This window comes from Ruminococcus sp. 210702-SL.1.03 (assembly GCF_020559915.1).
Classification (GTDB): Bacteria; Bacillota; Clostridia; order Oscillospirales; family Ruminococcaceae; genus YE71.
Window position 1 is genome coordinate 32,350 of sequence record NZ_JAJCLZ010000014.1, and the last position, 19,830, is coordinate 52,179.

General features: G+C 51.7%; 17 protein-coding genes. 10 read left to right on the forward strand and 7 right to left on the reverse strand.

Features of this window, described 5'->3' with window-relative positions:
- Window positions 1-34: 34 nt before the first annotated feature.
- Both LI114_RS08840 and LI114_RS08845 read right to left on the reverse strand, forming a co-directional pair.
- Entirely contained in the window at window positions 35-871 is an 837-nt protein-coding gene (locus tag LI114_RS08840; RefSeq protein ID WP_227220370.1) for a PRD domain-containing protein, read from the reverse strand.
- 280 nt (window positions 872-1,151) lie between these two features.
- The gene (locus LI114_RS08845; protein WP_227220371.1) at window positions 1,152-1,958 is read right to left on the reverse strand and encodes a helix-turn-helix domain-containing protein; all 807 of its coding nucleotides are present in this window, start codon (window positions 1,956-1,958) and stop codon (window positions 1,152-1,154) included.
- Window positions 1,959-2,102: 144 nt separating this feature from the next.
- On the opposite strand from LI114_RS08845, the gene LI114_RS08850 reads away from it, so the two are divergent.
- Window positions 2,103-3,572 (forward strand): alpha-N-arabinofuranosidase, encoded by a 1,470-nt coding sequence (locus LI114_RS08850; protein ID WP_227220372.1) that lies wholly within the window; start codon window positions 2,103-2,105, stop codon window positions 3,570-3,572.
- Complete coding sequence (locus LI114_RS08855; protein ID WP_227220373.1) at window positions 3,569-3,853, forward strand: DUF6171 family protein; 285 nt, start codon at window positions 3,569-3,571, stop codon at window positions 3,851-3,853. Before LI114_RS08850 ends, LI114_RS08855 begins: the two co-directional genes overlap by 4 nt.
- Window positions 3,854-4,556: 703 nt before the next feature.
- On the opposite strand, the gene LI114_RS08860 is transcribed toward LI114_RS08855, so the two are convergent.
- Complete coding sequence (locus LI114_RS08860; protein ID WP_227220374.1) at window positions 4,557-5,987, reverse strand: alanine/glycine:cation symporter family protein; 1,431 nt, start codon at window positions 5,985-5,987, stop codon at window positions 4,557-4,559.
- A gap of 365 nt (window positions 5,988-6,352) precedes the next feature.
- Between LI114_RS08860 and LI114_RS08865 the strand changes: the two genes are divergently transcribed.
- Both LI114_RS08865 and LI114_RS08870 read left to right on the forward strand, forming a co-directional pair.
- Window positions 6,353-7,459: a lipid II:glycine glycyltransferase FemX gene (locus tag LI114_RS08865; protein ID WP_227220375.1), complete on the forward strand. Its 1,107-nt coding sequence runs from the start codon at window positions 6,353-6,355 to the stop codon at window positions 7,457-7,459.
- A gap of 46 nt (window positions 7,460-7,505) precedes the next feature.
- The gene (locus LI114_RS08870; RefSeq protein ID WP_227220376.1) at window positions 7,506-8,318 is read left to right on the forward strand and encodes a hypothetical protein; all 813 of its coding nucleotides are present in this window, start codon (window positions 7,506-7,508) and stop codon (window positions 8,316-8,318) included.
- A gap of 643 nt (window positions 8,319-8,961) precedes the next feature.
- Here LI114_RS08870 and rlmH read toward each other — a convergent pair.
- From rlmH to LI114_RS08885, 3 genes are all read right to left on the reverse strand, one after another.
- Window positions 8,962-9,447: a 23S rRNA (pseudouridine(1915)-N(3))-methyltransferase RlmH gene (gene rlmH, locus LI114_RS08875; RefSeq protein ID WP_227220377.1), complete on the reverse strand. Its 486-nt coding sequence runs from the start codon at window positions 9,445-9,447 to the stop codon at window positions 8,962-8,964.
- Window positions 9,444-10,229, reverse strand: coding sequence for an MBL fold metallo-hydrolase (locus tag LI114_RS08880; RefSeq protein WP_227220378.1), 786 nt, complete (start codon window positions 10,227-10,229; stop codon window positions 9,444-9,446). Before LI114_RS08880 ends, rlmH begins: the two co-directional genes overlap by 4 nt.
- A 535-nt stretch (window positions 10,230-10,764) precedes the next feature.
- A complete protein-coding gene (locus LI114_RS08885; protein ID WP_227220379.1) occupies window positions 10,765-11,709 on the reverse strand; it encodes an AEC family transporter in 945 nt (314 codons plus the stop codon).
- A 209-nt stretch (window positions 11,710-11,918) separates the two neighbouring features.
- Here LI114_RS08885 and LI114_RS08890 point away from each other — a divergent pair, with 209 nt between their 5' ends.
- From LI114_RS08890 to LI114_RS08900, 3 genes are all read left to right on the forward strand, one after another.
- Window positions 11,919-12,278, forward strand: coding sequence for an ArsR/SmtB family transcription factor (locus tag LI114_RS08890; protein ID WP_227220380.1), 360 nt, complete (start codon window positions 11,919-11,921; stop codon window positions 12,276-12,278).
- 465 nt (window positions 12,279-12,743) lie between these two features.
- Window positions 12,744-12,974 (forward strand): heavy-metal-associated domain-containing protein, encoded by a 231-nt coding sequence (locus LI114_RS08895; RefSeq protein ID WP_227220381.1) that lies wholly within the window; start codon window positions 12,744-12,746, stop codon window positions 12,972-12,974.
- A gap of 31 nt (window positions 12,975-13,005) precedes the next feature.
- A complete protein-coding gene (locus tag LI114_RS08900; protein WP_227220382.1) occupies window positions 13,006-14,883 on the forward strand; it encodes a heavy metal translocating P-type ATPase in 1,878 nt (625 codons plus the stop codon).
- Window positions 14,884-15,280: 397 nt separating this feature from the next.
- On the opposite strand, the gene LI114_RS08905 is transcribed toward LI114_RS08900, so the two are convergent.
- Window positions 15,281-16,210 (reverse strand): NAD-dependent epimerase/dehydratase family protein, encoded by a 930-nt coding sequence (locus tag LI114_RS08905; RefSeq protein ID WP_022126769.1) that lies wholly within the window; start codon window positions 16,208-16,210, stop codon window positions 15,281-15,283.
- A gap of 413 nt (window positions 16,211-16,623) precedes the next feature.
- Here LI114_RS08905 and LI114_RS08910 point away from each other — a divergent pair, with 413 nt between their 5' ends.
- The 3 genes from LI114_RS08910 (at window position 16,624) to LI114_RS08920 (ending at window position 19,811) form a co-directional block, all read left to right on the forward strand.
- Window positions 16,624-17,988, forward strand: coding sequence for an acyltransferase (locus LI114_RS08910; RefSeq protein WP_227220383.1), 1,365 nt, complete (start codon window positions 16,624-16,626; stop codon window positions 17,986-17,988).
- A 67-nt stretch (window positions 17,989-18,055) separates the two neighbouring features.
- Entirely contained in the window at window positions 18,056-18,838 is a 783-nt protein-coding gene (locus LI114_RS08915; RefSeq protein ID WP_227220384.1) for a hypothetical protein, read from the forward strand.
- A 25-nt stretch (window positions 18,839-18,863) separates the two neighbouring features.
- Complete coding sequence (locus LI114_RS08920) at window positions 18,864-19,811, forward strand: TIGR01212 family radical SAM protein (protein ID WP_227220385.1); 948 nt, start codon at window positions 18,864-18,866, stop codon at window positions 19,809-19,811.
- Window positions 19,812-19,830 lie beyond the last annotated feature (19 nt).

Below are 19,830 nucleotides of genomic sequence, written 5' to 3' on the forward strand. Positions count from 1 at the left end.
TCGTATTAGTTTACAGCATATATAGAATCTGCACTTACGCGCTTATTCTTCTTAGGTGCAGGGTGAGCGTAAGAAGCTCTTCCTCTGAAATGCTTTTTTTATAATTTTTCAAAATGTGGTCTTGTATACATTCTGCGCATTTGTATTGCCTTTTAAACTTAACTATCATCAATTCGAGCAGATCTTCGTCGCGGCTGAGCACCTGCGGAAGCTCCTGCACGGTAAAAAGCCGCTTTGCAAGAAATTTCAGATGCACCAAAAATCTTTCGTAAGCCACGCTATTTTTATCCAACTTTCCGCCGAAGCAGGTGTCCGCAAGGGCGGCGCAGCTTTCTACAAACTTAGTTATGTCAGTTATCTGCGACATTTTCGTGCCCATGCGCGCGTTTATGATGTGCATTGCGGCGAAGCCCGCTTCGTCAGGCGCGAGCTGCACGCCCATCTGCCTTTTCACCTCGTCTACGCACCGCCTGCCAAGCTCCAGCTCTTTCGGAAAATAATCGCTTATAGCCTCCATCAGCGGGTTTTCAAACTCAATGCCCTGCTGTTTGCGCTGTACCGCGAAATATATGTGGTCTGAGAGGGAGATCATGAGCGATTCGTTCAGCTCGCAGTCAAGCTCTTTCGCCGCCTGCTCCGCCAGACCCTCAGTGAGCTTTATATATTCGTAAGGTATCTCGGCAAGGCACTCGATGAGCCGCTTGCGCAGCGCCGAGTCGGTAATGAGATACATTTTTTCTATCTTATCCGCGTCGGGGCGGTCGCCAAACTTCTTGCCGAAGCCTATGCCCTTTCCCGAGATTATCTGCTCGCGGCGCTTATCGTCGAGCACGCAGACTGTATTATTGTTTATCACCTTTATAATTTTCATCGAAAACACCCCATAAAAACAAAAAAACCAACCTGTTACGAACAGCTATAATATGTCCGTAAAAAGTTGGTCATGCCCGATCAATTATAACTGAAAGGTAACACTCCAATATAAAGATACAAAAATCATATTCATGTAAATTACATCAAATTCACTATAATTAGTCTACCATAGTCGATTTAATTTGTCAATAGCGTACAGTAAATTTGCCGTGCAAATCTATTTTATTCACAAATCCCCGCGCTGACTTTTGGGCATTTCATACAACGCCCCGTTAATTTCAAACGATTTCGCTCATATCCAGCCCATCAAGCCCGCGCTTTTCGCGGTACAAAGTTGGGGTAAGTCCCGTGCGCTGCTTGAAAAGGCGCATAAAGCAAACATCGTTCTCGTAGCCGCAGAGCGCCGCTATCTCTTTCACGGTGAGGGTGGTGGCGCGCAGGTAGTACTTCGCGGTCTTGGTGCGGGCGGCGAGAATATCCTCGTAGCAGCTAACGCCGAACTGCGCGCGGTAAAGCTGCTGGAGGTAGGGCACGCTGAAATTCAGCCGTTTCGCCATCTGCCCCACCCCGCGAAACTCGCCCGCGCTGCTGTAAAGCTCGGCACGCAGGGCGCTCAGCTCGGCGTGGTGCGCGCCCATATCTGCCGAAAGCCGCGGCTCTCGCGCGCCCTCGCTGAGCTTTATCATCAGCAATTTTATCAGTAGGTCAAGGCTGGCTTCCATATGCTTTTCATCGCCCATGCGGGTGCGGCTTATCATGCGCAGCAGCTCTTCCACCTCGCCGATATTGGTCAGCGCGATGAGCTTTCCCGCAGGGGGCAGCGGCGTATCCTCAGCCTGCTCGTAACCCTCGAAGTGCATAAAGTGATTAACATATATACCGCCGAAAGCGCGGTAATACTGGGGCATATCGGCGGTATAGACAATGGCGCAGCCTGCCTGAGCGCGCAGCACCTCGCCGCCTATTATAAGCTCAGCGGGGGTCTTAAAAATTATAAGCAAGTCGTCGCCCGAGCCTGCAGGGCGGTCGATAACGAAATCTGCCGTATGGCGCACCGCCATACCTATCGCGTGGAGCTTCATCATAGAGGGGACTTCCTTTCACTCATAATCATACGATATGTAAGTACAAAAAATATTATATATCATTGCAAAAAATTTGTCAAGGTGTATCATTAAGATATACGGTACAGACAAACTCATCGACAATTACAGAAAGGGTAATTTGATATGAAGAAATTTTCCATGCTGATAAACGCCGCCGACGTGCGCTCGCACATCGCCCCCGAGATATACGGACACTTTTCCGAGCACCTCGGCAGATGCATCTACAATGGCATCTACGTCGGCGAAAACTCGCCTATACCAAACGTGCGCGGCATACGCAGCGACATTGTAGAGGCTTTCAAGAACATAAAAATGCCGCTGCTGCGCTGGCCGGGCGGCTGCTTCGCCGACGAATACCACTGGAAGGACGGCATTGGCGAAAAATCGCAGCGCAAAAAGATGGTGAACACCAACTGGGGCGGCGTTACGGAGGATAATTCTTTCGGCACGCACGAATTTATGGACCTCTGCGAGCAGGTGGGCTGCCAGCCTTACATTGCGGGAAACGTCGGCAGCGGCACGGTGCAGGAGCTTGCCGAGTGGGTGGAGTACATAACTTTTGACGGCATATCGCCGATGGCCGACCTGCGCCGCAAAAACGGCAGAGAAAAGCCCTGGAAGCTGAAATACCTCGGCATAGGCAACGAAAACTGGGGCTGCGGCGGAAGTATGCGCCCCGAATATTACGCCGACGTTTACAGACGTTTCCAAAGCTTCTGCAAAAACTACTCTGGCAACGAGCTTTTCAAGATAGCCTGCGGCCCCAGCTCAAGCGATTACAACTGGACGGAAGTAATGATGAAAAACCTCGGCGAATGGCACGCGAAAGCGATCTCACTGCACTACTACGCCCTGCGCGACTGGAACAATAAGGGCAAGGCTGCGGAATTTACCGACGAGCAGTACTACGAGCTGATGAACACCGCGAACTACATGGACGAGCTGATAACCCGCCACACGCAGATAATGGATCGCTACGACCCCGAAAACAAGATAGGGCTGGCGGTAGACGAGTGGGGTACTTGGTACGATGTGGAAGAGGGCACGAACCCCGGCTTCCTCTATCAGCAGAACACGATGCGCGACGCGATGGTGGCGGCGCTCACGCTGAACATCTTCAACCGCCACAGCGGAAGGGTAGTGATGGCGAACCTTGCGCAGGCAGTGAACGTATTGCAGGCGCTGGTGCTGACCGAGGGCGAGAAGATGGTAAAGACCCCGACCTACCACGTTTTCGACTTGTACAAAGAGCATCAGGGCGGCGAAGCGGTGTACTGCTGGAGCGAGAACGAGCAGATGGCGGGCGGCGCGCCGATGCTCTCGACCTCGGCATCCGTAAAGGACGGCGTGCTGACCATCACGGCGGCGAACTGCTCGATGAGCGAACCTGCGGAGATAAACTGCGGCATAAACGGGTTTGCGGCGGCGAGCGTGAAAGCGCGGATACTTACAGGCGCGGCGCGAGATCTCAACGATTTCGACTGCCCCGAAAAGCTGACGATAAAGCCGCTCGAAGCCAAACTGGAAAACGGCGTGCTGAAAGCCGAGCTGCCCCCATGCTCGGCGGCCGAGATACGCATTTTTGCGGAATGAGCGGAATAAGCGCGGCAGACACAAGCACGGCGCGGCCGTTTTGCAGGAAATGTCTGCTGAGCGAGAGCGGATTTGCGGAGGAATATGCGCGGGTAGCGGACATGGTGGAAGCCCTGCCGCCCGAAAAGCGCGTTGACGAGGGCGAATACCATCGTCGGCTGGAGTTATGCCGCGAATGCGGGCAGCTTGGCGCGGGGGTATGCGGTGAATGCGGGTGCTTTGTGGAACTGCGCGCCGCGAAACGGGCTATGCACTGTCCCTCGGCAGAGCGGAAGTGGTGAATTTGGGTGTGGAAAGTCGGCTTCGCCTAATTTCCAGTTTGTTTCACTCCCGAACAACTGAAAATCGCCTGTCAATAGAACCCTTGCAACGTGGCTAAAAATTAAAAAGCGCGGGATGCAACGACGCGCCAGCCGTTGCCGAGGGGGTCGAGGGGGGCGAGCAGCCCCAATCGTCGCCGCCCGCAGGCGGCGAAACCCCCACCGTAGGGCGCTCCGCATAGGGTGAATTGAAAATCAGTCCGGTGGACTGATTTTAAAGAGGGGCAGGCCCTGCAAGAGAGGGCTGCCCCTAGTAGGTCGCCCGTACATAGCCCCCTTCAAGTGCGCGGCACTTGAATAAACAGACGTAATAGCTAAAATATAAGCGCATGACTACCGAAAAGATAGCCATGCGCTTTTTAATTGACAAAATTCTACAAGTGTGATATAATACCAATAAGGCGTACTGCAAAGACGGTAGGCGGTTCAAATCTTCCTCCAGAGATGGAGGTGAGCATATATGAGCGTGGCAGATATAGTAGCAATACTTACACTGGTCATTAACATAGTCGATCTAATACTCGACATTTGCAATAATAAAAAAAGAAATAACCGCCCTACTCCTACATAAGGCGGTTATTTGCAAAAATAATCTACGATGGAGGAGAACCGCTTATCGCAGTGCGCCTCTTTTATTTTATTATATCACACGCTCGCGGGATTGTCAAGTGTTCTCAAGCGCTTTTCTCTGCGCTCTGTTTTTCAGATAATCCTTCGTTTCAGCCGCCGCTACGCCCGAAAGCGAGATCAGCGCTATTACGTTCGGCAGCGCCATCAGTCCGTTGAATATGTCCGCGATGTTCCATACCGCCTCAACGCTGATGTACGGGCCTGCAAATATCGCCGCTATGTATATCCATCTGTATACCTTTGTTATGGATACGTTCGCGCCTGTCAGATACGCCAGGCATCTCTCGGAATAATAGCTCCAGCCCAGTATAGTCGTGAATGCGAAGAATACTAAGCATATCATCAGTATGAACGACGCCAGTTTGTCAGGGCCGGGCAGACCGTACTGGAAAGCCGCCGTGGTGATCTCTACGCCCTGTAAATTCGGGTCAGCCCACGCGCCCGAAATTACGATAGCAAGACCCGTCATGGTGCATATGCAGATGGTGTCGATGAATGTTCCCGTCATGGTAACAAGACCCTGACGAACGGGGTCTTTCGTCTGCGCAGCAGCCGCCGCTATCGGTGCGGAACCTAAGCCCGCTTCGTTAGAGAATATTCCGCGCGCTACGCCTTTTTGCATAGCGAGGATTATCGTTCCGCCTACGCCGGCGCCCGCTATCTGCTTGATGCCGAACGCGCCCTGTACTATCTCAACTATCGCGCCGGGTATCTCGGTGATGTGCGTAAGCACGATGATGAGCGCGCAGAGTACATACGCTACCGCCATGAAAGGTACGATGACCTGCGATACCTTAGATATGCTCTTGAGTCCGCCGATAATTACCAGCGCCGCGAATATCGTTACCAAAAGTCCTGCGATTATGGTAACTATCGAGTAATCGTGACCGAAAAGGTGTATGTGCTTTGCAGCGTCGCCGTTGAAGAAATTGTTCGCCGCCGAGGTTATGCCGTTTATCTGGGTTATCGTGCCGATTCCCAGCAGACCCGCGCCGATGCCGAATATCGCGAACATCTTGCCCAGCCACTTCCAGCGCTTGCCCATGCCGTTTTCAATGTAGTAGAAAGGGCCGCCCAGTACATGGCCGGCAGAGTCGAAAGTTCTGAACTTTATCGCCAGCAGACCCTCAGTGAACTTGGTAGCCATACCGAAAAGCGCCGCTATCTCCATCCAAAAGAGCGCGCCGGGGCCGCCGACCGCCATAGCCGTAGCTACGCCGACGATATTGCCCGTGCCGATGGTGGCGGAAAGCGCGGTGCAGAGCGCGCCGAAGCTGGTAACTTCGCCCTCGCCGCCCGCTTCGTTTTTCACCATGTACTTCAGCGCCAGCCCCAGTTTATGGAACTGCACGCCGCGCAGGCGAATGGTCAGCCATATACCGCCGAGGATTATCAGCAGTATCAGCGGCAGACCCCAAAGCCAGCCATCGAAAGTTTCGATAGCTTTATTGATAGTATTCCACATATTTCTAACTCCAATCATGTGATAATTATATGATTTATGAACGATACAATACTATTATAACATATCAGTGCAGTGAAGTAATAAAATAAATCATGAACAATTGTGCAGGATAATTTTAAATTTGTTCGCTTATGTAAGGGCAGTCGGCAAAATGCACAAAATTGCGTGCCCGAAATTTACAAAATGGCTGAGGTGCGTAAAATTTCGGATAGTTGGCGCAAATAATGGCGCGGGGCTATTGATTTTTATTGTGATATGTGATATAATGGAGATTATAATGGCTGAAACACGCCCGTTGATAAAAATAATTGACGATAAAAACTATTTGGAATACATTCAAACTGAAAGGATCTGGAAAAATCAGTATGGAGATCATAAATAAATCTGATAAAAATCTGCTTGCGGAATATGAGGAGTTTGCCTCCACCTCGCGCTACGGCAACTTTATGCAGTCGATAAACTGGCCTAAGGTCAAGGACAACTGGGGCTGGGACGCCGTGATCTCCCGCGATAAGGACGGAAAGATACGCGGAACCTGCCTTTGCATAATCAAGAAGATACCCTTCTTCGGCTGCACATTCCTCTACGCGCCGCACGGCCCCTGCTGCGACCCCGCCGATAAGGAGACTGTAGCAGACCTCTTCGAGGGCGTGAAGGTGCTCGCGAAAAAGCACAAGGCTTACCAGTTTATGTGGGATCCCTGCTTTGAGGAAAAAGAGACCGAGCTTACCCAAATGTACCGCGATATGGGCTTTACCCACATCGACGACGCTCCCGAACTTTCCACCATTCAGGCAAGAAACAACTATATGCTGAGAAATATAGAGGGCAAGACCCCGGACGATGTAATGGCTACCTTTAAATCAGACTGGCGCAACCGTATACGCAAGGCGGGCAGAAAAGGCGTAGTATGCAAAGCCTGCGGCAAAGAGGCGCTTGACGACTTTTACCCCATGATGGAGGCTACCGGCACGCGCGACGGCTTCTCTATACGCTCAAAAGAATATTTCGCGAAAATGCTCGACGCACTGGGCGAAGACCACTGCCGCCTTTTCGTATGCTACTTAGAGCAGGAGGGCGAGAAGCCGATACCTGTTTCGGGTGCGCTGACCACGCGCTACGCGGGCAAGACCTGCTACGTTTACGGCGCTTCCTCAAACCACCACCGCAACACTTACCCCAATTATCTTATGCAGTGGACTATGATAAACTGGGCTATGGAAAAGAACAACTTTATCTACGACTTTATGGGCATACCTTTTTATAAGGACGAAACTCACCCCAACTACGGCGTTTACAAATTCAAAAAGGGCTTTAACGGCGAAGTCGTTACCTACGTCGGCGAATTTTACTATGTATTCATGCCTATCCGCAAGAAGCTGGTAGACTTGGCGCAGCGCATAGTAGAAGCGCGCCATATGCGCCGCACCAAAAAGCTTATCGAAAACCGCAACACCGATACCGACGCATAATAGCGGCGGCATAAACGGGCGAAAGTGACTGGAGCAGATGATTTTTATGAAATTACACAATAAATTTACAGCAATAACGGCAGCCTCAGCGCTGGCGCTCACGCTTGCATCGTGCAGTTTGATAGAGCTCAGTGACGAGGACAGAGAAAAGCTGGAAGAGGTATTTCCGCAGAGCGATTCTTCGCTGGCGGAGGACAGCAGCGCGCCCGCAGAGGAAAGCGCGGACGACACGAGCGACGAAAGCAGCGCGGCGGAAACTGCGCCGCAGACGGAAATTACGGACGAAAGCGTGGCCGAGAGCGAGCCTGCGCAGAGCCTAGACCCCGCCGACAGCATTTCGCAGGCAAACGGCATGGCGAACGAGAGCGCGATTGACAGCGAGATAAGCCTGACGGACGACAGCTCTATGCCCTCGGAATACATAACCATCGGCGCTTCGATAACAAAAGCTTACGGCGATATAATCGCGAGCGGAGCGGAGATCTGCGACACCGACCCAGACAGCTACAACCTTTTCAGCCATTATTACATAGCGGACATCGACCGCGACGGCACGCCCGAGCTGATAACGGACATCGGAAGCTGCGAAGCGGACAGATTGGCGACTGTGTATACATATAACGGCGAGCAGGCGGTAGAATTGGGCAATTTTGTATCATGGCGCTCGAAATTCGGGCTGGATGACGGATATATGCTGAGCGAGACTTCGGCGATCGGCAGCTACACGATGTACGCGATCTCGATAGAGAACGGCGCGCTGAAGATAGAGAAAGGCGAAACGATCAGCGAGAGCAAGCTAAAGAACCCGCTGGCGGCGTATGCGTTCAGCGATACGAGCGGGATAACCGCATTGGAGTAAGAAATTTAAAGGGAAGTCGGAAAACGCGGCTTCCCTTTTTTAATAGCATTTACGAACAAAGTAAAAGCCGCGGTGCGTGGAAAATTGGCTTCGCCAAGTTTCCTAGAAGTTGGCTGCGCCAACTTCCAACTTTGTTTCTCTTACCAAACAAAAGAGAGTCGCCTATCCAAAAATGCGGTTGCAAGGCGCGTGGAAATCAGCGAAGCTGATTTTCCTGCTTTGCCGAGGGGGTCGAGGGGGGCGAGAAGCCCCAATCGTCGCGCTCCGCAGAGCGCGAAACTCCCCAATCCGTAGGGCGCTCCGCATAGGGTGAATTGGATAACAGTCTGGTGGACTGTTATCCAAGAGGGGCATGCCCTGCAAGAGAGGGCTGCCCCTAGTGAGTCGCCCGTAGGCAAAACCCTTCAAGTGCGCAGGCACTTGAACGAACAGACGTAATAGCTAAAATATAAGCGCATGACTACGGAAAAAGATAGCCATGCGCTGTTTAATTGACAAAAACAAAAAGAAATAGCCGCCCCACTCTTCAATAAGGCAGCTATTTTTTAGCACATAAAACTTGGAGGAGAACCGCTTACAGCAGTGCGCCTCTTTTATTATCTATATTATACCACGCCGCGGACGGTTTGTCAAGCGCCGCGCGTCACTTGTGATATTTTCCGTTTGCATTTATCGAAAAGGCACGGTATACCTGCTCGCAGAGCATTACCCGCGCTAGCTGGTGCGGAAACGTCATCGGCGACATCGAAAGCTTCGCCGAACACATCTTCTTTACCCGCCCCGCTAAGCCGTATGACGAGCCGATGTAGAAATTCACCGCCGATGTGCCCTCTGCCGCCGCTTTGTTCAGGCGCGCCGCTAAGGCTTCCGAACTCTGCTCTCTGCCCTCGATGCACATAGCTATATTCAGCGCGCCCCTCGCGTTCAGATATTTCATCATCGCGTCCGCTTCTTTTTCTAAGCCGTCGGCGATCTGCTTCTCAGACGGGTGGTCGGGCAGCTTCGATTCGCTCAGCTCTACTACGCTGAATACGCAGTAAGCGCCCAGCCGCTTCGCATACTCTGCCACCGCTTCGCGCCAGTAACTCTCTTTCAGCTTGCCGACGCATACTATGTTGACTTTTATCAAAAGACCACCGCCTTGCCGCCGCATGGGGGTGCGACATACAGCATATAATCACGCTCGCGCTCTCTCGGCAGCAGCGCGCACGCCGCCGCTTTTGCAGCCCTTTCGGGCGTGTTGTTCTCTTCGCTCAAATGCCCCAGCACAAAGTGCATCGTGCCGCCCTCAGCCAGCATAGCCAGCCGCCTGCCGCATTCGCCGTTCGATAAATGCCCGTGGTCTGAAGCTATTCGGCTTTTCAGATCGGGCGGATAACTGCCGCTTTTCAGCATATCCGGATCGTAATTCGCTTCCAGCAGCACCAGATCCGCGCCCGTTATGCTCGCCCAGACCGTATCGGTGACCTCGCCCAAGTCGGTGCAAAGCACCGCCGTCTTGCCATCGGGGTATGTAACTCTGTAACCGCAGCTTGCGGGAGTATCGTGCGGGGTGGCGAAAGCGCTGACCGTAAAGCCCGCCGCGCTGACCTCCGCACCGCTTTCTATCGCCGTACATTCAGCGCCCTGCGGCAGCTTTCCGCTCTCGAAAAGTATGTCGAGATTGCGCTGCTGAGCATAAATATGAGCGGGGTATTTTTTCAGGAACACCGTCAGCCCTTTCACATGGTCGGAGTGGGTATGGGTGATGAATATGCTATTCACCGCCTGCGGCGAAATGCCGTTATCTGCCAGCGCTTCGCATACCCTTTTGCATGAAACGCCGCAGTCTATAAGTATCCCGCCCTCGGGGCTGCCAAAAAATGTGCAGTTGCCCTTACTGGACGAGAAGAGCGGATAAATTCGCGCCAAGTTTTCAAGTCCTTTCCAAAAGGCGGTACATTTCCTGCGCCGCCTTATCAATTTTACCACAATCCGCGGCGATTGTCAAGCGCGCAAAATCGCTTTTTTGACAAAATATTCATTAAAAATTCATATATATTTCGCGGTGCAACAGTAATAGCCCGCTCCACCGAACGACGTGAAAATAAAAAGCGCGGGATCAAGCGACGCGTGGAAAGTCGGCTTCGCCGAATTTCCGAAAACAGTCCGGCGTACTGCAAAAACGGTAGGCGGTTCAAATCTTCCTCCAGAGATGGAGGTGAGCTTGGTGGGCATATTATCAGTTGTAATACAATTACTTCATTTAATACTGGACGCTGTCAAAGTAACATTTGATTTAAGCAATAAAAAAAGATAACCGCCCAACTGCTACATAAGGCGATTATCAAAAATCAATCACTTATGGAGGAGAACCGCTTACAGCAGTGCGCCTCTTTTGTTATCTTAATTATACCACGCTGTGGGCGGTTTGTCAAGCGGTGTGATACTATTATAATATATAATATCAGATCATCATACTGGCCAGCGCGGTTATCAGCGGCAGAGTTGCCATAGAGAATATCGTGGTTATCGCGAATATCTCGGAGCAGCGCTGGGCGTTTTTATCGAAAAGCAGGGCGAACATCGTGCCCGTCGTGGCGGCGGGGCAGGCGCAGGCTATGCAGACTATTGTCTTCGACATCTCGGGCACGGCGTCGGGCAGGACGCTCATGATGAGGATTATCACTATCGGCAGCAGCACCAGCTTGTAGAGCGTAGTGGTGATTATCTTCCAGTCGCACACCGAGCGCAGCAGGCTGCTCTGAGCCGCCGTTGCGCCGGCTATAAGCATCGCGAGGGGGGTGTTCATATCGGCGATGAACTGGAAAGATTCTGAGATAACGTCGCCAGCCACGGGTATGCGGTAGAGTTTCAGGTTAGCCACATAGCACACCAGACCGATAAGCGTAGCGACCACCGTCGGCGACTTTACCGCCTTGATGAATGCGGAGAAGTCCGTTTCCTCTTTCATCATCATATAGCCGTGCGTGAACACGAGCAGGTTGAAAACGGTGATATATGCGGTGAGGTAGAGCACGCCGTCGCTGCCGAAGAGCGCGCTGATAAGGGGTATTCCCATAAATCCGCAGTTAGAGTATATACAGGAGAAGCGCTCGACCGAGAAATTCTCCCTGCCCTTACGTTTCAGCAGATTAGCGAAGGGTATGACTACGGCGAAGCTGATAATACTCAGCAGGAAAGTCCACATCAGTCCGTGCAGTCTTTCCGAATCAAATTCCGTTTGATAGGACATAAATATCAGCAGGGGGTTTACTATATTAAGTTCCACTGACGAAAGCTGTTTTGTGCCGTCCTTACTGATTATTTTAGTCTTATAAGCGATAGCGCCGACTACCAGTATCACCGACATTATCAGCACGCGCAAGCCTATTATTTTTGCGTTATCCATTTTACTTCATTCCATTTCCATACTTTACTAATTTTTGCCGTACAAATTCGAGCGGCTTAGCATATTATACTATACATTTATGAATTTTTTGTCGGTATTGACGGAATATTTGTAAAACCCTATAAAATTTCGTTTTGCCTATTGACAAATACGTTTTTATATGATAACATATGAACAGATGAACATATGATAAAAAGAGGTGACGGGTTATGACAGAAGAAGAGCTGACGAAGCAGGCAGAGTGCTGTGTGCACGAGGACGTGATCGACCAAGTTACGATGGATATGCCGCCCGAGGAAACGCTGTATGATCTTGCCGAGTTTTTCAAGGTCTTTGGCGACAGCACGCGCATACGCATCTTATACGCCTTATTTGAAGCGGAGCTTTGCGTAGGCGACATGGCGAAGCTTTTAGGGCTTTCGCAAACGGCTTGTTCGCACCAATTGCGGGTACTAAAGAACAACAAGCTTGTTCGTTTCCGCCGCGAGGGCAAGGTCGTTTACTATTCGCTTTCTGACGATCATGTGCGGTCTATTATCAAGAAGGGTATGGAGCACGTTGAGGAGTGACTGTTTGCTTCTCGGTTTAGTGTGTTCGGCTATGGGTCGGGGCTTTTACTTAGTTCGTTCAAGGGCGTGCGCCCTTGAAGGTATGTGCCTACGGGCGACCTACTAGGGGCAGCCCTCCCTTGCAGGGCATGCCCCTCTTGGAAAAACAGTCCACCGGACTGTTTTAGGAAATTCGGCGAAGCCGACTTTCCCATTCACCCTATGCGGAGCGCCCTTCGGATTTTGGGGAGTTTCGCGCTCTGCGGAGCGCGACGATGGGCTCTGCCCCTCGACCCCGCAAGCGGCTGGCGCGCCGCTTGAGCACGCGCTTTTTTTAGATTCACGCTTTACGATTGTTTTAGCTCGGCTTTTGCTCCGCGGCTTTTACTTCGTTTAAGCGGCAAAATAGTCGAGCAAGTTTAAACACAACTGCTCATTCATCACAAGTCTAAAATTTATTTATTATAATGAAAGGTTCTGATTTTTATGGCAATGGTTAAAAAGGTTTACAATATGGAAGATCTCGACTGCGCTAACTGCGCTCGCAAAATGCAGGACGCTATCTGTAAACTCGAAGGCGTTTCCTCTTGCGACATCAATTTCATGATGCAGAAAATGACCCTCGAATTTGACGACGCCGAGCAGGCTAAGATCGTTAAGGCTGTTAAAAAGTGCGTTAAAAAGGTAGAGCCTGACTGCACTGTTTTATTCGACTGATACTCATCCCACCTCGAAAGGAGCGCTTTTTATGAAGCTTTCCCAGCTTTCACGCAAACAGAAAAAAATGCTCGTCCGCATAATTTCGGGCATAGTCCTGCTCGCGGCGGCTTTTATCATCACTCACTTCGCCGAGCCGCCAAAGCTCGCTGAAGCGGCGCTTTTTCTCCTGCCTTTCATCGTGGCGGGCTACGACGTTGTATGGCGCGCTGTTCGCAACATCGGCCACGGTCAGGTATTTGACGAGAATTTTCTCATGACTCTTGCGACCATCGGCGCTATGGCGGTCGGCGAGTACAGCGAGGGCGCGGCGGTAATGCTGTTTTATCAGGTCGGCGAGCTTTTCCAGAATATTGCTACTGCAAATTCCCGCCGCTCGGTAGCCGAGCTTATGGACATTCGTCCCGATACGGCGGCGGTAGTTCGCAACGGCGAAACGCTCACGGTAGACCCCTCTGAGGTAGCCGTTGGCGAAACTATTGTGATAAAGCCGGGCGAAAAAGTTCCGCTCGACTGCATTGTAAAGGTCGGCTCGGGCAGTGTGAACACCGCGGCTCTCACGGGCGAGAGCCTGCCGCGCGAGGTATCTGAGGGCAGCGAGGTGCTCAGCGGCTGTATAAATCTTACAGGCACGCTCACCTGCACCACAACAAAACCTTTCGGCGAATCTACGGTGTCCAAGATACTGGAACTTGTGGAAAATGCTTCATCTAAAAAAGCGCGCGCCGAGAATTTCATCACGAAATTTGCGCGCATATACACCCCTGCGGTAGTTGCGGGCGCGGTATTGCTGGCATTCATACCCCCGCTGGCAGGCGGCGGCAGCTTTACCGAGTGGATAATGCGTGCGCTGAATTTCCTCGTAGTATCCTGCCCATGCGCGCTGGTAATTTCCGTACCGCTCAGCTTTTTCGGCGGTATAGGCGGCGCTTCGCGCGAGGGCGTGCTGATAAAGGGCGGAAACTATATGGAAACGCTCTCGAACGCGCAAACGGCTGTTTTTGACAAAACAGGCACGCTCACCAAGGGCGAATTTTCGGTAAAGAAGATAACTCCGCACGGCTGCACGGAAGAAGAGCTTTTGAAGCTTGCGGCGGCGGCTGAAAGCGGCTCAAATCACCCGATAGCGCAATCGCTGGCGAAAGCGGCGGGCGAGATAGCCCTGCCCGAGATCTCTGAGTACACCGAGCTTGCGGGCAGAGGGATCAGCTGTATCTGCGGCGGCAAAAAAGTATTTGCGGGCAACGGCAGGCTTATGGAGCAAGAGGGCATATCTTACGACAAGTCGCCGATAAGCGGCACTGCGGTGCACATCGCGGCAGACGGCGTATACATGGGCGTTATCGAGATCGGCGACACGCTGAAATCAAACAGCGTAAAGACTATATCCGAGCTGCGCGCGCTGGGCGTAAAGACCGTTATCCTCACGGGTGACAGCAAAGCGGCGGGCGAAGCGGCGGCGAAATCGCTGGGCGTTGACGAAGTTTACACCGAGCTTATGCCCGAGGACAAAGTAGTCTGCACCGAAAAGCTTATAAAAGAAACGCGCGGCAGGTCGAAAAACGGCAGCGTAGTATTCGTCGGCGACGGAATAAATGACGCGCCCGTGCTCTCCCGCGCGGACGTAGGAATAGCGATGGGCGCGGCGGGCTCTGACGCGGCTATCGAAGCGGCGGACATAGTGCTTATGGACGACGACCCCTCTAAGCTCATCACGGCATTCAAGATCTCTCGCCGCACGCTGAACATAGTTCGGCAGAACATCGTGCTGGCGTTGGCGATAAAGGCGCTGGTGCTGGTAACTAGCGCGCTGGGCATCACGAATATGTGGGCGGCGGTATTTGCCGACGTAGGCGTAGCTGTACTGGCTATCCTCAACGCTATGCGCGCGCTGAGAAAGATAAAGTGATCTCAAAAAAGGAAAGTATAAGAAGTACAGAGATTTTGAAAAATATGGTCTTTGGCTGTTGACATTTTCGCAAGGCTGTGATATAATGTAAATAGAAAGAGCGGCGCCGTTGGTACCGGTACCGCCCTTTGACCAAAGACTTGTAGGCGACAGCCTTGGTTTGTTAACGTATTGCTTTTACAAGCAACTTGTAACTCGCCTCTGGTTCAGGCGAGTTACTTTTTTATCTCATGTATTATTGCGTACACGAGGATAAGTAAAATAGAAAATACTATCAAGTATTTTGTAACTCGTCGTTAGTTCAGGCGAGTTACTTTTTTTTTGCCCGCAAAAAACAAACGCGGCAGTGGAGAAAAGCTCTCCGCCTGCCGCATATGCCTAAAAAATCATAGGAAGCTTATTTAGTGTTGCTCAGCGTCCATCTGAATGTGGATATACGCTTCGCTCTGGTGTTGTCGATATTCCAGTTGCCGAAAGCCGCGCCGGGGTCGAAAAAGCGGTAATCGGTCTTGCCCTTCGACTTATTGAAGCTTACGCCCGAGGGGGGATTGCGCTGTATTACCGCGCCTATGCGGTGGTGCTCGCGCTCAAAATCCAGTATCTCTTTAGCCGTTATCGGGCGGGTGTCGCATACGTTGTAAACGCCCTCATATCTGCCCGAGGGTATCTCTATAACTCCGCTGATGAAATCTATGTAATTATACATACAGCAGAATGAAAAGCCGTATTCGCCCTCTTTATAAATATAAGCTACGTCCTCTTTTTTATCGTAAACGTGCTCGCGCAGATTATCGGTAAACTCCGCCGTGTATATAGGCGCTACTCTGGCGATAACGGGCACGGTGTCTGACTTTTTCATAGCTTTCATAAGCAGCTTTTCGGAAGTCAGTTTCATATCTACATAGTTAGAGCTGCCCTTTTCCGCAGTAGTTTCGCGGATAGGCTCTCTGCCCTTTTGCAGGCCGTAAACGTTTGAAGTGCTGGTGAGTACTATATTTTTCACGCCGCACTTATCCGCCGTTTCGTAAAGAAATTTATCGCAGAGCTTGCTGCGCTTCATCTCAGCGTCGGTAACGAGCGGGTCTAGGTCGTTATCTACCGTGCAGGCCAAATGCGCTATCGTGTCGATCTGGTTGCTTTCGATTATGCTTTTTATAGATTCTTTATCAGTGATGTCGCACTGTACGAAGGTGTAGTTCTGGTCCGTTCCTATGAGATCATTATTACGTTCATCAACTGCGAATACTCTGTGCTTTTTGCGCAGCAGCATTTCTGTGAGAGCTAAGCCGATCATTCCGCTCGCACCTGTTATGAAAACGTTTGCCATAGTATATGAAACCCCTTTCCCTATGATTTTTTTCTGGCAGGCTGTACGCGCCCGCGGCTCATCAAAATACTTCCCTTTCATAAATAAAAAAATGCCGCATATACCGCCGCCCTAAGCTGCGCAGATCAATGCCGAATTTTTCATTAAATTTCTTTTATTTCCGCGCAAAAATAATAAGCAGTAATAATTCATATAAATATTATACCACACTTTTCTGATTTTGCAAATAGTTTTTTATATTTTTCAATAAAAGTTTTATTTTCTTCATAATTTCACTTGCTTAAATTTGTGAAATGTGATAAAATTATAGGTGCGGTATCTGCAATAATACTTATTAACAATATCGTAATTATTTAAAACTTATGTACAATACAGAAATTATCTATAAAAAGAAACAAAGGAGAGCATGAAAATTGACTTACTCAAATCTGCTTTTTGCTTCGGTGATACTGCCCATCTCGGTGCTTGCCGCGATGTTCGACAGATCTGCCGAGTATAAAAATCTGATACTCTGCGTTACCTCGCTGCTTTTTGTGATATGGGGCAAGGCTTTTGCCGCGGCGGCGATATTCTTATCCGTAATAGTAGATTTCGTGCTGGCGATAGCGGCTGAGGGCAGCCTAAAGCGCAGCAAGCAGTCGGCAGCGGTGTTTATGGTCATCGACTTTTTATTCAACGCGGGGCTTTTCGTTTGGCTTACACACAACGAGCTTTTCGCTTCAGATTCCTCGCTGCACCTGCGCAGCGCGCTGATACCAGTGGGCGTAGGCTTTTACACGCTTAAAAATTTCTCATACGTCTACGACGTTTACAGCGGCAGGATAAAGGCTGAGCGCAACATCTTCTGCCTGCTGACATACGGCATGAGCTATCCTTTCCTGCTGGCAGGCCCCGTGGTGCGCTACGGCGATGTAGAGCCGCAGATAAGAAAGCGCGGCACCGACCTCAGCAAGATAAGCTCGGGTCTGAGCAGCTTCGCGCTGGGCTTTGCGAAAGTAACGCTGGTAGTGCCTGTACTGACCAAGCTCGCGAACGCGGGTCTTGACCCGAAAGAGCCTACGCTCATCGGCGCATGGGCGGGCATGATCGCGTTTTTCGGCGCGGCATACTTCTCATTCGCGGGACTTTCAGACATGGGCGCGGGCTGCGCGCGCATGAACGGCTTTGACTGCGAAGTAAACTACCGCCCGATAACGGCAAAGCACATGGTGGGCGGACTGGTAAACAGCTACAACACCAGCATGGCAGGCTTTTTCCGCGACATTTGCGGCAAGGGCGGCGCGGCGTTTCTGCTGACGGCGGTCTTCGGGCTTATCGGCGCGGGATTTTACGCGCAGAGCAAGTTCGCTATGGCAATGGGCGCAGTAATCGCGCTGCTGCTTATGATAGAAAATCTGCTGAGCTACGAAGCGATAGAGAAGATACCCACGGTGCTGAAAGTGCCCGTGCTGTTTGTTATCGCTATGCTGACCTTCTCGGCTTTCGCATTCGGCAGCTTTGGCGAATGGAAGAGCTGGCTGGGCTGCCTGATGGGCAGGGGCACGCTTTACCAACTGAGCAAGGCTGTAAAGTACATCATAATAAACAACTGCTGGCTGCTGCTGATAGCGCTGATAAGCGTAACGCCCATCGGCAGGGGCATAAACGGCGCGCTGACGGCTTACGGCGAGAAGTCGCCAAAGGCTTACGGCAGGGTAAGAACGCTGAAGACCCTGCTCACCGCGCTGCTGCTGATAGTAACGTTTATCATAGCCGCGGCGGAAACTGCGGGCGCGTGAGCGTTTTAGCGTTTGGAATTACGACAAGAAGCTTAAAGATTTAAACATATAAAAGGAAGATAGAGAAATGTTTGGTTTCAGAAAAAAACGTCCCGAGCCTGACGAGGCTCAGCGGTTTTTAGAATCAGTAAAAGACGAACCGGAAATGCCCGACCCCGCGGCGGCGGACGACGAAGCGCTGGAGGCTATAAACGCCGAGGATTCCCGCGCGCATTACGACATAATAGAACTGCTGGTGCTCGCGGTAGTTGTTATATTCTTCGGCGCAGCATTTTTGGCGCTTACAAACAAGCAGGACTTCGCCTCAGAAAACAGGCTGACCGCAAAAAGCTTTTTCTCGGGCAACTATCTGGCGCGCGCAGAGAAAGAATTCAATGACTCGCTGCCGCTGAAAGACTACCTGCACAACGCCGAGAGCTACCTAAAATACTGCTTCGGCATAGGCAACAAGACCGACATCATCGACATAACGTCGAAGAAAAATATGGACGACCCTTACAGCATCGAAAACGACATTGCGGACAACAGCCCGCTGAACAGCACGAGCACGACTGCCGAGCCGACTGAGAGCGCGGCGGAAACTCAGCCCCCGCAGGAGGAGGAAGAGGACAATATCACCAACCGCAAGATCAGCCCGATAAAGCTCGACCCCTCGAACTCAAGCTCATCGTCCTCGAGCGACAGCAGCGAGGGACAGACCACCACTACGAACAACGACGCGCCGGGCGCGACCACTACTACCACCGTGCCGCCCGAAACTACTACGACTACCACCGCCCCCGATGAAAGCTCGCAGCCCGAAACATCGGCTGCGGACGGCGATGACAACAGCAGCTCGCAGGCGGAATAAATGGCGAATTATTGAATATTAAAATATGAACAATCCTTACCCATATTCTGCCGATAACAAGCGGTATCTTACCTACAATCATTATCTGAAAGAGCGTTTCGGCGCGAAAGTGTACCGAATAGCGCTTGACTGCGGCGCGGGCTGCCCGAACCGCGACGGCGTGCGCGGCAGCGGCGGGTGCGTATTCTGCGCCGAGGGCGCGGCTGCGCGGGGAAAATTTTGCGGAATGGAAAGCGCGGCGCTGCGGGCGCAGTTTGAGCGGGGCAGGGCTGAGATCAGCAAAAAGTGCCCCGACGGCCCGTACATCGCCTACTTCCAAAGCGGCAGCAACACCTACGGCGAGCTGAACGAATTTGCGAAAGTTTTCGAGCAGGCGCTGAGCTTTGAGAACGTGATAGGCTTATCCATCGCGACGCGGGCGGACTGCGTGGACGAGCGCACCGCCGACCTGCTGGCGGGGCTGAGCGGGCGCACATACCTAACGGTGGAGCTGGGCTTGCAGACAGTGCACGACGAAACGGCGGCGGCTATGAACCGCTGCCACACCTACGATGAATTTCTCGCGGCGTACAGACTGCTGCACGAGCGCGGCGTGAACGTAGGCACGCATATAATAAACGGGCTGCCGAACGAAACGCCCGAAATGATGATAGAAACGGCGCGCGAAATCGCGAAGCTGGAGCTGCATATGCTGAAAATACACCTGCTTTATGTGCAGGAGGGCACGCGGCTTGCCGAGATGTACCGCCGCGGCGAATTTGCCGTGCAGCAGCGCGGGGAGTATGTGCAGACGGTGTGCTCGCAGCTGGAGGTACTGCCGCCGAAGCTGATAATAGCACGGCTGACAGGCGACGGCGAGCGCGGCAGGCTCATCGCCCCGCAGTGGAGCTTGAAAAAGCTTTGCGTAATGAACGAGATCGACAAGGAATTGGTAAAAAGAGGCTCTTGGCAGGGCAAGTTTTACCAAAAATAAACATACGAGAAGGTATTGC